The 12,901-nt window shown below is 67.3% G+C and carries 12 protein-coding genes; 6 read left to right on the top strand and 6 right to left on the bottom strand.

Annotated elements, in window-relative coordinates:
• Nucleotides 1–118: 118 nt before the first annotated feature.
• The gene (locus RIF23_RS03205; protein WP_310910792.1) at nt 119–478 is read right to left on the bottom strand and encodes a Rossmann-fold NAD(P)-binding domain-containing protein; all 360 of its coding nucleotides are present in this window, start codon (nt 476–478) and stop codon (nt 119–121) included.
• Between the two features lie 76 nt (nt 479–554).
• Here RIF23_RS03205 and RIF23_RS03200 point away from each other — a divergent pair, with 76 nt between their 5' ends.
• Genes RIF23_RS03200 through RIF23_RS03185 form a run of 4 tightly spaced genes read left to right on the top strand, consistent with a single transcriptional unit; the run spans nt 555 to nt 2,856 of the window.
• Nucleotides 555–923 carry a GntR family transcriptional regulator gene (locus RIF23_RS03200; RefSeq protein WP_310910791.1) on the top strand — a complete coding sequence of 123 codons (369 nt, stop codon included), beginning with the start codon at nt 555–557 and terminating at the stop codon, nt 921–923.
• A complete protein-coding gene (locus RIF23_RS03195) occupies nt 920–1,807 on the top strand; it encodes an ABC transporter ATP-binding protein (protein ID WP_310910790.1) in 888 nt (295 codons plus the stop codon). The genes RIF23_RS03200 and RIF23_RS03195 overlap by 4 nt, the downstream gene beginning before the upstream one ends.
• Nucleotides 1,804–2,502, top strand: coding sequence for a hypothetical protein (locus tag RIF23_RS03190; RefSeq protein WP_310910789.1), 699 nt, complete (start codon nt 1,804–1,806; stop codon nt 2,500–2,502). Before RIF23_RS03195 ends, RIF23_RS03190 begins: the two co-directional genes overlap by 4 nt.
• The gene (locus RIF23_RS03185; protein WP_310910788.1) at nt 2,503–2,856 is read left to right on the top strand and encodes a hypothetical protein; all 354 of its coding nucleotides are present in this window, start codon (nt 2,503–2,505) and stop codon (nt 2,854–2,856) included. It begins immediately after the preceding gene.
• On the opposite strand, the gene RIF23_RS03180 is transcribed toward RIF23_RS03185, so the two are convergent.
• The 3 genes from RIF23_RS03180 to erm all read right to left on the bottom strand — a co-directional run bounded on the left by RIF23_RS03180 (nt 2,841) and on the right by erm (nt 6,968).
• On the bottom strand, nt 2,841–5,165 hold the full coding sequence (locus RIF23_RS03180; RefSeq protein WP_310910787.1) for an FdhF/YdeP family oxidoreductase: 2,325 nt from the start codon (nt 5,163–5,165) through the stop codon (nt 2,841–2,843). The genes RIF23_RS03185 and RIF23_RS03180 overlap by 16 nt on opposite strands.
• Nucleotides 5,166–5,323: 158 nt before the next feature.
• Entirely contained in the window at nt 5,324–6,094 is a 771-nt protein-coding gene (locus RIF23_RS03175) for a tyrosine-protein phosphatase (RefSeq protein WP_310910786.1), read from the bottom strand.
• A 94-nt stretch (nt 6,095–6,188) separates the two neighbouring features.
• Nucleotides 6,189–6,968 (bottom strand): ErmE/ErmH/ErmO/ErmR family 23S rRNA (adenine(2058)-N(6))-methyltransferase, encoded by a 780-nt coding sequence (erm, locus tag RIF23_RS03170; protein WP_407659387.1) that lies wholly within the window; start codon nt 6,966–6,968, stop codon nt 6,189–6,191.
• A gap of 621 nt (nt 6,969–7,589) precedes the next feature.
• On the opposite strand from erm, the gene RIF23_RS03165 reads away from it, so the two are divergent.
• Both RIF23_RS03165 and RIF23_RS03160 read left to right on the top strand, forming a co-directional pair.
• Nucleotides 7,590–8,867, top strand: a complete 1,278-nt coding sequence (locus tag RIF23_RS03165) for a multidrug effflux MFS transporter (protein ID WP_310910784.1) — start codon at nt 7,590–7,592, stop codon at nt 8,865–8,867.
• 111 nt (nt 8,868–8,978) lie between these two features.
• The gene (locus tag RIF23_RS03160) at nt 8,979–10,736 is read left to right on the top strand and encodes an AMP-binding protein (protein ID WP_310910783.1); all 1,758 of its coding nucleotides are present in this window, start codon (nt 8,979–8,981) and stop codon (nt 10,734–10,736) included.
• Nucleotides 10,737–10,799: 63 nt separating this feature from the next.
• On the opposite strand, the gene RIF23_RS03155 is transcribed toward RIF23_RS03160, so the two are convergent.
• The gene (locus RIF23_RS03155; protein WP_310910782.1) at nt 10,800–11,453 is read right to left on the bottom strand and encodes a response regulator transcription factor; all 654 of its coding nucleotides are present in this window, start codon (nt 11,451–11,453) and stop codon (nt 10,800–10,802) included.
• Nucleotides 11,405–12,685, bottom strand: a complete 1,281-nt coding sequence (locus RIF23_RS03150; protein WP_310910781.1) for a sensor histidine kinase — start codon at nt 12,683–12,685, stop codon at nt 11,405–11,407. Before RIF23_RS03150 ends, RIF23_RS03155 begins: the two co-directional genes overlap by 49 nt.
• Nucleotides 12,686–12,901: the final 216 nt, after the last annotated feature.

The raw sequence follows: 12,901 nt of genomic DNA, 5'->3' as shown, positions 1-12,901 counted from the left end.
ACACTGACACTCCAATGAACGGTTGAGGCAACCAGGGATGTGACCGCCGTGGCCAGATCCTGCACGAGGTGGGCAGAGGCACGGGGCTGGAGCAGTCCGACCACCGTGGTGCCCCACGTCAGCTCCCGCAGTAGGTACTCGAGGGCCGCTGCACGGTAACCAGGACGGTGGCCTGCGCGGTGATGGTCTCGTCGTCGACGCTCTTGGCCCCGGTCGCCGTGTAGTCGGTGTCCGGGAACGAGGCACCACGGCCCGCACCTGTGGGCACGAGGACCTGCATCCCGGAGTGAACCAGGTTGGGAACGTGCTCAGGAGCCAGCGCTACCCGGTGCTCGTCGGCGGTCTGCTGGCGTAGGACGTCGACGCGTAGTGGCTCGTCCACCATGAATCGCGCCCCTCCCGAGAGAAGTCGGTAGTAACGAACGTCCCCGCAGTAGGCGGCGTAACTCGCATCGCGGGACAGCAGGGGCAGGGGCACGGGGACTCGACACGAGGTTCCCCAACAGCTATGGTTCATTAGGTAAGTAATGAACCAGTCTACTAAAGAGGTGCTCATGTTTGATGAGCGCAGCCCCATCTACCGACAGATCGCGGACACGATCCGCTCCGAGGTACTCAACGGGACGCTGCGCGCCAACGAACAGGTGATGTCCACCAACCAGTACGCCGCCTTCTACCGGATCAATCCCGCCACGGCCGCCAAGGCGTTCGCCGAGCTCGTAGAGGAGGGGGTGCTGTACAAGCAACGGGGTCGTGGCATGTTCGTCAGCCCCGATGCCCGAGAGCAGCTGCGCGCCCGGCACCGTGAGCGCTTCTTCACAGACGTCGTGGATCCGATGGTGGAGCGGGCCCGCAGCCTCGACATCCCCCTTGAGCAGATCATCACGCGTATCGAGCACCATCGCGATGGAGACCGACCGTGACTCCCACCATCACTATCTCCGACCTGCACCTGAGCTATGGACGCACCACGGCTCTCGATGGCATCACCCTCACCGTGAACGGGCCACGGATCCACGGCCTGGTCGGCCGCAACGGCTCCGGAAAGACCAGCCTGTTGTCCGTAATAGCAGGGTTTCGCCAGGCCAGTGCCGGTAGCGTCGAGCTGGACGGCCAGCCCGTCTTCGAGAACGCCACCGCACTGCGCAGGCTGTGCCTCATCCGGGGCAGCGGTGACTCTGTCGACCACGACTGGCCGACCAACCGGGTCCGGCACGCGCTGCGGCTCGCCGCAGACCTACGACCCAACTGGGATGACGACTATGCCCAGGCACTGGTGGATCGCTTCCAGCTCGACCCGCGCCAGCGCCTGACCGAACTGTCTACGGGGCAGCGTTCCGCGGTGGGCGTGGTCCTGGGGCTCGCTGCTCGCGCGCCCGTCACGATCTTCGACGAGTCCTACCTCGGAATGGACGCTCCCAGCCGCTACGCCTTCTACGACGAACTTCTCACCGACTACATGGAACATCCGCGCACGGTGATCGTCTCCTCCCATCTCGTTGACGAGGTGAGTCGGCTACTGGAATCGGTGATCCTCCTCGACCACGGCCGCCTGCTGTTGCACGAGGATGCCGAGGCCCTACGTGGACGCGGTGCCGCGATCACCGGGGAACACGGCGCGGTGGCGGAGTTCGTCGCCGACCGGACCGTCCTCCGCCAGCAGCACCTGGGCCGCACCACCTCCGCGGTGGTCTACGGCGAGCTGGGCCCCACCGACCGGGACCGCGCGGCGGCCGCGGGGCTGGACGTGGATGCTGTGCCGCTTCAGGACCTGTTCGTTCACCTCACCGCGGGAGCAGACCAGTGACGTCCACAACTATCGACCGAAGTACCCTGCGGGCCGCCCGTCGTGTCGTACTTGACTACATCCTCGGCGCGCTGTTCTTCACTGCTGGTGGCCTCGCGCTCGCCCTGGCCCTGGCCGTGGGCGTACACCTTTTCGTCGGGCCCCTCTCCGAGAGCGGCTGGTCCAGCCTGATCCAGATCGTGCTCTGGTTCCTGCTGGGGCTGGGGGTGTACTGCACCACGGTGACCATGCCGCAGTTGCTCAGCCACGGTCGAACCCGGCGAGAGTTCACGATTCTGTACACGCTCGCACTGCTGAGTGTCGGCCCCGCCACGGGGGTGCTCATCGTCGGAGGGTACTGGCTCGAGGGGGTGCTGTACGGGGCCCTTGAGGCACCACACACACCAGCCGCCACCGGGTTCTACACGGCCCCGGACCAGTTCTGGGCGATCTTCGTCGGCTACACGCTCACGGTTCCCGTCTGGATCGCGGTCGGGGGGCTCGTCGGTGCGGGCTTCTACCGCAGCCACCGCTGTGCCCTTGGGGTGTTGCCCGTGGCAGCGGCGCTGCTGTGGACGGTCCACATACACGTGCTCGGGTCGGAACCCGTCTCGCTGCCTCAGGCCGTGCCGGCGGCAGTCGCGGCCGTCGTGGGCTGTGTGGCGGTCACCTGGCTGGTCGTGCGTACCATCCCACTTCGTCCCTGGAGTCGGTAGGTGAGGGCAACGGAACCCAGCCTGGCGAGCACCACGTCCCAGGAACGGCGGGCCACACCTCGGGCCACGCACCAGCTCACCCTCCACCTCACCGCCCCCCTGGAGCCGCGGCACCGCCGCCAGCTGACCGCCATACAGCCGGTGTTCTCGGTGCGCGTCTCGGAGACGGACGCCACCACGCTCCACATCACCGGAACCGTCGCGATGCTGCCCATGGTGCACGCGGTCCTGGCGAGCACGGACCGGGCGGTGTGTGCACTGGACCTGGTGGTCCTCTGGACGGCACCGGCCAGGGCGCCCACGCATCCCGGCCGGATGTGCGAGCGCGACGCCCGCGGTCAGAACGGCTGGTAGTCCCCGCTGTCCGGTTCGAGACGCACCACGATCGACTTGGAGGTCGGCGTGTTGCTCGCCTCGGCCGTCGAGTCCAGGGGGACCAGCACGTTCGTTTCGGGATAGTAGGCAGCGGCACAACCGCGAGCCGTCGGATAGGACACCACCCGAAAGTGCGGGGCCCGGCGTTCACGCGCATCCGACCACGCGCTGACCAGATCGACGTAGTCCCCATCCGCGACACCCAGCTCCTCGGCATCAGTCGGGTTGACGAACACGACCCGCCGGCCGTTGTGCACACCGCGGTAGCGGTCGTCAAGACCGTAGATGGTGGTGTTGTACTGGTCGTGCGAGCGCAGAGTCTGCAACAGCAGATGCCCCGAGGGCACCTCCGGTGCGGTGAGAGTATTGGCGGTGAAGTGGGCGCGTCCGGTGGCGGTGGGGAAGGTGCGGCTGTCGCGGGGTGCGTGCGGTAGGGCGAATCCGCCGGGTTCGCGAACCCGCGCGTTGAAGTTCGTGAACCCCGGAACCACCCCTTCGATCCGGTCCCGGATCGTGTCGTAGTCCGAACGCATCCGTTCCCAGGGAACCGGGTTGTCCGGCCCCAGGACCCGCCGGGCGAGATTGGTGATGATATCCACCTCGGAGCGCATCTGCGCCGACAGCGGTGGCACGCTGCCACGGGAAGCGTGCACCATGCCCATCGAATCCTCCACCGTGACGAACTGCTCGCGCCCGTCCTGCACATCGTGGTCACTGCGGGCCCGCGCCGGCAGGATCAGAGCCCGCGCCCCGGTGACCACGTGCGAACGATTCAGCTTCGTGGACACGTGGACCGTCAGTCCACACCGGCGCATCGCAGCCTCGGTCGTGTCGGTGTCCGGCGTCGCGGAGACGAAGTTGCCGCCCATCGCCATGAACACCCCGACCCGTCCGTCACGCATGGCGCGGATCGCGTTGACCGTGTCCAAACCCGGTTCCCGGGGCGGGGCGAAACCGAACTCGGTGGCCAGCGCATCCAGAAAGGCCGGGTCCGGGCGTTCGTAGATACCCATGGTGCGGTCGCCCTGGACGTTGCTGTGGCCCCGTACCGGACACACCCCGGCACCGGGACGCCCGATTGCACCGCGCAGCAGCAGGAAGTTCACGATCTCGCGGATCGTGGGCACGGCGTGTTGGTGCTGGGTCAGTCCCATCGCCCAGCACACCACGATTCGACGGGATGTGAGCAGCATCGCCAGTGCTTCCTCGATCTCCTGGCGTTCCAGACCGGTGGCTCGCTGCACCTGGCCCCAGAACTCCTCCTCCCCGGATTCCAGGAGGGCCGCCCGGAGGTCCTCGAAGCCGTGGGTGTAGCGCTCGACGAACTCCCGGTCCACCGCCTCGGCACCGGGATCGTGCTCGTCCACCTGGAGCAGCAGGCGGTTAAGGGCTTGGAACAGCCCCAAGTCGCCGCCCAGCCGGATCTGGAGGAACAGATCGGTCAGCCGGGTTCCCCGGCCCACGATTCCGCGCGCGGTCTGTGGATTCTTGAACCGACGCATTCCTGTCTCCGGCAACGGGTTCACCGTGATGATCCGCGAACCGGAGCGTTTCGCACGTTCCAGCGCGGTCAGCATCCGTGGGTGGTTGGTTCCGGGATTCTGCCCGGCAACGATGATCACGTCTGCCTGGTAGATGTCCTCCAACAGCACGCTGCCCTTGCCGATGCCCAGGGTTTCGCCGAGGGCCTCACCGGAGGACTCGTGGCACATGTTCGAGCAGTCGGGAAGGTTGTTCGTCCCGAACTGTCGCGCGAAGAGCTGGTACAGGAACGCGGCCTCGTTGCTCGTGCGCCCCGAGGTGTAGAACACCGCCCGGTCGGGGCTGGGGAGCTGCCTCAGCTCGGAGGCGAGAAGATCGAAGGCCTCGTCCCAGGTGATGGGGGTGTAGTGACTGGCCGCACGGTCCAGCAGCATGGGCTGGGTGAGGCGCCCCTGCTGGCCCAGCCAGTATCCGGAGCGCCCGGCGAGATCCGAGACCGAGTGCTGGGCGAAGAAGTCCGGGTCAACCGCGCGCCGCGTGGCCTCCTCCGCTACTGCCTTGGCTCCGTTCTCGCAGAACTCCGCGGGATGGCGGTGGTCGGGCTCGGGCCAGGCGCATCCCGGACAGTCGAAGCCCGAGCGTTGATTGACATCCACCAGGGTGGGGAGCCCGCGCCGCATACCGGACTGTTGCCCGGTCACCCGCATGCTCTCCACAATGGCGGGGATGCCGACCGCATGATCGGCGGGTGGGCCCACTTCGGGTTCGTCCTGGCGTGGGTCGTTCTCGGGCGCGGTGGATGCCATGACGGTCCTCCCCCTACTGCGTCGTGGCTGGTGACCTGAACTCCGGCGCAACGCGCGGAGCACTCCGCGGGATCGAGGAGCACAGCCCCGATCCCGGTCCTGGTCACGGCATACCCACAGCGAAACCTTCGACGCGGTCCCCGTCACCCATGGAGTGTCTAGCCTTCGGCCACGAGCCGTTCCCGAAGTCGCTGTTCGATGTCGAACGTCAGCCCGGCCGCGCGCAGCGGCGACAGCGGATGACCATGCCGTTCGGTCATGACCTGGAGGAACTCGGTCATGGATACGGCCGGCGCCCGGAGGAGTGGGTGATCGTCGGCCAGTGGCTCGGAGCGTCCATTGGCGTGGGCCGCGGCGATGAGTGGGGCCAGTCGGGTGTTGACCTGGGGCATGACCTCGTCGGTGCGGGTGTAGTCGGCAACGATATCCACCGGGTCGACCTCGAGGACGCTGAGGAGGAGAGCCGCGAGCACGCCGGTGCGGTCCTTGCCCGCCGCGCAGTGGAACACCACCGCTCGGTCTGCGGCGGCCACCAACTGGAGGGCCATCGCCAGACGGGATGCCGCGTTCTCCACCATGTGCACATAGCCGCGTCCCATCTCCTCGGCGGTGGCCGGGGGGCGTTCCAGACGTGGGGTATAGCGGTCGATGAGGGGGAGATGGTGGTAGGTCACCGGAAGGCTGGCCAGTGGCCCGCGCCCGGTGAAGGCCACCTCGTTGGCCGAACGGAGGTCAATGACGTGCCCGACACCGTGTTCATCGAGCATGGATGTCGCGAACTCCGGAGTGGTGGTCGCAACGTCGTCACTGCGGTACACCCGGCCGGTGCGAACCGTGCCGGTGGCCGTGAGGTGTCCACCAAGATCACGGAAGTTGCAGGGGGAACTCAGCTGCACCTCGGGTGTGGTGCTGTCCGGTGGGGCGGTCAATGCGCACTCCGAAGTTCGACAGTGGAGACGGGCACTGTCGAGGATAGCGGCCGGGGGAAGGTATCCCCCGGCCGGCGGATGTACTACGGATGCACTAGAGATGCCCCCCAGTGCGCAGCATGTGGAACACCGTCTGCCACTGCTGTGGTGCAACGAGCCCCACCGGGGTTGTCGGCTCGACCCCGGCGCCAGCGAGGGCGCGATGGAGCGGGTTTCTGGGGAGTTGCTGGCGGAGCGACGGTCCGATGCCTCCGCCCCTGCCCGAGAACCCGAGTCGGACCAGTTGTCGGTAGCCCGGGAGTGATCGTGGTTCCACCAGTGGCTGCGATCGACGCCGGATCTGGAGTATCGCCGAGTCCACCCGGGGCACGGGGCGGAAACTGTGGCGGGGGACCCGCCGCACCAGACGCCATTCGAACTCGGGCCAGCTCAGCACCGTGACCCGGGTCCAGGTCCCGAACTCACCGGTGCGTTTGCGCGCATACTCCAGCTGCGTGACCAGTGTGGCCGAGCGCAGCTCATTGGCTTCCAGACACCAGTTGACGATGGCGGAGGTGCGGGCGTACGGGATGTTACCCACCACTGTGAACGGGGTTCGGGGAGCCTGCGTCCGGAGGAAGTCGCCTTGGACGCAGCGCACCCGGGGATATTGCGCGAAGCGCCGCCGTAGCTGCGCCACCAACTCGGGATCTCGCTCATGGAGCGTGAGCTTCCGGCAGCGGGGTGCCAGCAGCCGGGTCAACGCCCCGGTTCCCGCGCCGATCTCCAGCGTGGGGAGATCCAGCTGGTCACCGGCCGTGCGCACGACGGCGTGTGCGACCCGGGAATCCACCAGAAAGTTCTGGGACAGTGCCCGCCGCGCGGGCTGGGACATGCGTGATGATGTGGATCGAGACATGTGTGTTGTCCTCGGTTTCTCCCCTCCCGACGCCGCCGGTGTCGGGCAGGAGTGGGGGACCGGGGAGTCAACAAGGACGTCCACCGGTCCCCAGCGGTCCATGGGCACCGAAGCTCTGGACGCGTCCCAGCGCAGCCCAACCGCAGGCGCCGGCACCGATCGACCACCCGCGCTACGGGTGGGATGCCGGGCCAACAGGGTGTGGTCCTGCGACGGGGGCACCGTTGCGGGACGCACACATCACGTCCGATGGTCGACGCAAACCCCGCTTATCGGGGATCAGGTGCAGCGTCCGCCCGGAACGTCCAGGGCACAGCGTCATCCCGGAGCCGGGCGAACCGGACGTGCCGGGCGACGTCGGCCGCGCCGCGCACGTCAGTCTCGATCATCATGAAGGCACACATAGCGCGGCGAATTTAGTCGAGGCGAGGGAACGGAGCAAGAATTTTTCTGTGCCCCCCCGTTCGGGCCGTGGTGCACGCCACACTGCGACGGAGATGGGATGAACCAACCGAGATGGGGCGTTAGTGCACCCGGAAGCTGATTCCAGCCACCGATCGACCCCTGATCACTCCTCCCACGGATCGAGGTGTCACCGTGCCGTCCCCGTCGCCCGCGGCTGCGAGTACTCCCGCCACGTCCGCGTCGTCGCTGGGCTCTGATACTCCCCCCAGCGCGGCCTATCCGCGCCGCTTTGTCGTGCTGCTGGTGTTCGTGCTGGGAGTGCTGGCCGCGACCGGGCCGCTGGCAACCGACCTCTACCTACCCGCCATGCCTGCCATTGCCGACGATCTGGCGACGACCGAGGCGCGGGTCCAGCTGACCCTGACCGCGATCATGGTGGGACTGGCCGTGGGGCAGCTCGCCATTGGCCCCATGAGCGACGCCTGGGGGCGCCGCCGGCCGCTGCTGATCGGAATGTCGGTGTTCACCGTGGCCTCCCTCCTGTGCACCGTCGTACCAACGGTCGAGGCCTTCGTCGCCGTACGTTTCGTGCAGGGCGTCGCCGGCGCGGCCGGTGCCGTCATCTCACGTGCCATCGTCCGTGACCTGTTTGCGGGAGACGAGGTCACCCGGATCCTGTCTCGGCTCATCCTCGTGATGGGGATCGCTCCCATGGTCGGCCCGATCATCGGCGGCCAGCTGTTGCTGGTGGGGCCCTGGCAGCTGGGTTTCGTCCTGCTCGCGGTGGTGAGCACGATCAGCGTGGTGCTGGTCTACACCCTCCTTCCGGAGAGTCTTCCGGCGTCGCGGCGCCGTCCGCGCACCCCAGGGATGCTGCTGCGCACCTTCACGGGGATGCTACGTACCCCCGCGTTCATCCTGCCGACCCTGATCCTCAGCCTCAGTTTCGGCATGATGTTCACCTATATCGCAAGTTTCTCCTTCGTTGCCCAGAGCCAATTGGGTGCCACCGCCCAGCAGTTCAGCCTGGTGTTCGCAGTCAACACCGTGGGCCTCATCAGTGGTACTCAGGTCAACGCCCTGTTGATCGGACGGGTCGGGATCCGCCGCAGGCTCGTGTGTGGGCTGGCGGCAGCCGTCCTGTTGGTATCAACCCAAATGCTGCTGGCCGCAACCGGCCACACGTCGCTGGTGGGTCTGACCGTTCTGTTGTTCCTGCTGATGCTCAGTGTCGGGTTTGTGCTTCCCAACGCCACCAGTCTCGCGATCGCCAGCCAGGAACCCTCCGTGGCGGGGACCGCCTCCGCGCTGATCGGGTCGATGCAGTTTGCGCTGGGTGGCAGCGTGTCGGCTCTGGCGGGGCTGACGTCCACCGGCGAGGCCACCCTTACCAGCATGAGTGCGGTGATGCTCGGCGCCGGACTGGGGGCCGGGATGCTGTGTCTGGGGCTGCGTCGAGTCACTCCCTGAGCGGGTCGCTGGCGCCCCCGCCCGGCGGCCGCATACGGTCTGTCGCGCCCCATTGCTCAATGTTCCGTGTCCGGGCAGAGTATGCGGGGAAACACAGAGATGGGGTGACAGATGCGCGCTGGCTCCACGGATGTCACCGTGGATGGTTCGGGCCGTCCCGCCACGGTCCTTGCCGACCTCGTCTACGACAGCGCCGAGGTGAGCCCGGAGGGGCGACTGTTGGGTCGGCCCGGCGACGGACAGTGGCAGCCGATAACCGCCACAGAGCTGCGCTCCGAGGTCAGTAGCCTGGCTAAAGGGTTTATCGCGGCTGGGATCGGGGTGGGGGACCGGGTCGGTCTCATCCTCGGTAACCGTCACGAGTGGGTGTTGGTTTCCTTCGCACTGTGGACTCTGGGGGCGGTTGCGGTCCCCCTGGATCCGGCATCGGCCACGACCCGGGTGCGCGACGTCCTGCGGCACTGCCGGCCGGCGGCGGTGCTCGTCGAGGGAGACGAGCACGCGCGTATCGCCACCGAATGCCGGGACACGATCCCGGATCTGGGGCGGGTGTGGCGGCTGGACCAGGACGGTCTCACCGCCATCAGCCGCCTGGGAACCTACATGGAGTCCAGCGCGGTCTATCAACGCAAGACCCAGACCCATTCCGAACATCCCGCGACCATCACCTATAAGGAACATGATCCGGGACAGGTTCGCACCCATGGTGAGCTCCTGGCCGAGGCCGGCCACGTTGCCAGCGAGTATCTCGATCCGCTGCTCGCACTCGACGCGGACACCCCCGGCCGCGGTCCCGCGGCTGTGGTACACCTGCCCCTGTGGCATCCCTCCATCCAGGTTCTCCTGCTGGCATGTGTGCTCAGGCAGGTGTACACCGGGGTGGTCGCACTGGAGCCGGGCCATCCCGACGGTGGGGGAGCGCGAACCCTCCAGCATCACTGGCAACAGTTCCGGCCCACGCTGTTGCTCGGTCTGCCCGCCGAGCTTCAGGAGATCTACCGGGGAGCGCGGGAGCGCGCCCAGCGGTCCGGAGCCGAGACCCTGCACACCTTCGAGGCCGCCGCCGAGATCGCCGGGCGCTTCGGAGCCACGGACCGGCCCGGACGCTGGCTTCGGATGCGCCGTGCGATGAACGAGTGGATGTACGCCAAGATCCGGGAGGGGGCGGGCGGGGAGGTTGCCGCCGCGTTGAGCATCGGTCCGTTGCCGGACTGGTTGGACAATTTCCTGGCCGGCGTGGGGATCTCGACCGGGCAGACTCCACAGATCCCGGGGCTGGAGGTGCTGACCGCGGCCCAGGAGACCGTTGGGGGGGCGGCCGCATTCACCCCGGATCCAGATGCGCAGCCGGCCGAGACACCACGCTCGGGGAATGAGGGGGGCACTTGGGAGTGGGCGGATCCGAGCGTGCAGGAGACACCTGCCCCGCGCCCGGACACTGCGCCGCCGGGGGGACCCACCTCGACGCAGGAGGCGAATCGGCTCCTGGTGTCCCTGATCCAGGCACATCCCCTCATCGGTCATGCGGTGATCCTCGACGAGGGGTGGCCGGTCCGCGCCGTGCTCGTCACGGTTTCCGTGGACGAGCTGGAGGTGTGGCGGCTGGACCAGGGAAAACCGCTGGCCACCTCCTGGCGTGCCCTCGTTGGGGATCCGGATTTGCGCTCACAGGTCTGGTCGATCGTCAACCAGGCCAACGGGCGGGTCGCCCCGGAACTGGCCCTGCGTGACGTCACGGTGTTGCCGGTGACGTTCACCGTCGACAACGGCTATCTGGACACCTCAGGACACCCGGACGTCGCCGCGGTCACCCGAGATTTCGTTGCCGAGATCAGTGCCATGTACCGATGGCATCCCCTGTCCGACTAAGCTCCGACCGTCCGGCCACCGTGGGCACGCACCCACGATGATGTCGTTGGGTGACGACCTCGCTCAGTCATGCTCGTGGTTCAGATAGGCGAGTACGGCACGGACGCGGCGGCTGTCGTCGGCGGAGGGTGGTAGTTCCAGTTTGGTGAAGATGCTGTTGATGTGTTTACTGACGGCCTTCTCGGTGACCACGAGCCGTTCGGCGATGGCGCTGTTGGAGCGGCCTTCTGCCATCTCCGCGAGCACCTCGCGCTCTCGGGCGGTGAGGGTGGCCAGCGGCCCCTGTTCCCCGCGGCGATTGAGAAGTTGCGCTATGACCTCGGGATCCATGGCGGTGCCACCATCGGCGACTCGGAGCACGGCGGAGACGAATTCGCCGACGTCGAAGACGCGGTCTTTGAGTAGGTAGCCAACACCGCCGGTGTTGTCACTGAGGAGTTCGGTGGCATACAGGGGCTCCACGTGTTGGGACAGCACGAGGACCGGGAGGCCGGGAAGCTTCGAGCGCGCCGACATTGCCGCCTGAAGCCCCTCGTCGGTGAAGGTGGGTGGTAGGCGCACGTCGACCACGGCCACCTCCGGACGGTGCTCCAGGGTTGCCGCGACCAGCTCCGGTCCGGTCTCGACAGCGGCGACCACGGACAGATCGTGCGCCTGGAGCAGCCGGATCAACCCGTCCCGGAGGAGAGCGAGGTCCTCGGCGATGACAACACGCATGGCAGCTCCATTGTTACGATTGTGGGCCCGCCGGCAGGGCTGACGATCCCTATCGTGCCATCGAAGGCGTCCAGTCTCCGTTCGATGCCCCGCAAGCCAGAGCCGCCGCTGCGATCGGCACCCCCCACTCCGTCGTCCCCGACCACGATGACCAGCCGTCCCCGACCGTGGTTGACCCGGACCCAGGCCCGCTCCGCCGCGGCGTGTTTGGTGATATTGGTCAGGACTTCGGTGATGGCGAAGTAGGCCGCGGACTCGACCGGGGCTGGTGGGCGGCCGGGCAGGTCGATGTCGACGGTCACGGGAATCGCCTGGGATACCACCAGGGCCCGTATCGCGCCCTGGAGTCCCCGTTCGACCAAAACGGGCGGATGGATGCCCCGCACGAGACTCCGCAGCTCGGTCAGGGCCTGCTGGGTCGTGGCTCGGGCCTCGGCCAGGAGCCGTTGGGCGGTGGCGGGATCGTGGTCGAAAATTTCCTCAGCCAGGCCGAGGCTCATGCCCAGGGAGACCAGGCGAGCTTGGGCTCCGTCGTGGAGGTCACGCTCGATGCGCCGTACCTCGGAGGCTTGAGCGTCGACAGTGTCGGCTCGACTCTCGTGGAGATGCTGAACGCGGGCCGCGAGCCGTTGGTTCTCTGTCGGGGCCAACAGCAATCGACTCAATCGGGCATAGGCCCGCATACAGACGGGGGACAGCCACCAAAACAGCAGCAGGCACAGGAGGCCGGGCAGCAGGGCCAGCAGCGCGGTTGCGGCGTCCTGTACCGGGACGAACATCACCCAGTGCACCCCCGGAAGAGCCGGCCAGTACAGGTTGATCAGTACCGCCTGCACGGCCTGGGCCAGTAGGGCCAGTGGCAGCAGGGTCAGCAACAGACCGAGGGTGGCGTTGATGAACAGCCAGGACAGATCCCGCCAGGTCGCTGGATCGCGCAGGATCGCAGCGGAACGGGTCAGGATGTTGCGGGTGGGGGGAAGCGGCCGGTAGGGGGTGGGGATCGGCGTTCCGAGCCATTCGGCAAGCCATCCGCGATGGGCTTCGGTGAGCCCTCGAATGATCACGGTTGCGAGGATCAGCAGGGGGAGCCCGAACCAGATCGCCAGCAGGGAGAGGCTGAGCACGAAGAACACCGCCAGAACCAACCCGACGAGAGCCAGTCCGGGCAGCGCCGCCGACCACAGCAGCAGGCGCAGGCGCAGTTGCAGAGGTGATGGCTCGTTCGTACTCACGGGTGGGTTCCTTCCCCGGCCACCGGATGCGCTGGGCGCAATGGCCGCTCTCTCCATTGTCGCCGGTCCGGCATGGTGCATGGTCGGGACTCGGGTCGGCGCCATACCCGCAAACCGACTGCAATATGTTGCGGCTGATGGGGTGGGGGTGGTGGGTATGGGTGCGTACCAACTTGGAGGCGTGGAGGTGGAATCGGGGGTGACCTCGGCTGTCAC

The organism is Lipingzhangella rawalii (assembly GCF_031628175.1).
Classification (GTDB): domain Bacteria; phylum Actinomycetota; class Actinomycetes; order Streptosporangiales; family Streptosporangiaceae; genus Lipingzhangella_A; species Lipingzhangella_A rawalii.
This window is presented reverse-complemented; position numbering and strand designations above follow the sequence as displayed.

Excerpts from the sequence above, each read along its gene's own strand:
- RIF23_RS03155 (WP_310910782.1), bottom strand. The coding sequence starts at position 11,453 with ATGCGTGTTGTCATCGCCGAGGACCTCGCTCTCCTCCGGGACGGGTTG.
- RIF23_RS03180 (WP_310910787.1), bottom strand. The coding sequence starts at position 5,165 with ATGGCATCCACCGCGCCCGAGAACGACCCACGCCAGGACGAACCCGAA.
- RIF23_RS03160 (WP_310910783.1), top strand. The coding sequence starts at position 8,979 with ATGCGCGCTGGCTCCACGGATGTCACCGTGGATGGTTCGGGCCGTCCC.
- RIF23_RS03200 (WP_310910791.1), top strand. The coding sequence starts at position 555 with ATGTTTGATGAGCGCAGCCCCATCTACCGACAGATCGCGGACACGATC.
- erm (WP_407659387.1), bottom strand. The coding sequence starts at position 6,968 with ATGTCCCAGCCCGCGCGGCGGGCACTGTCCCAGAACTTTCTGGTGGAT.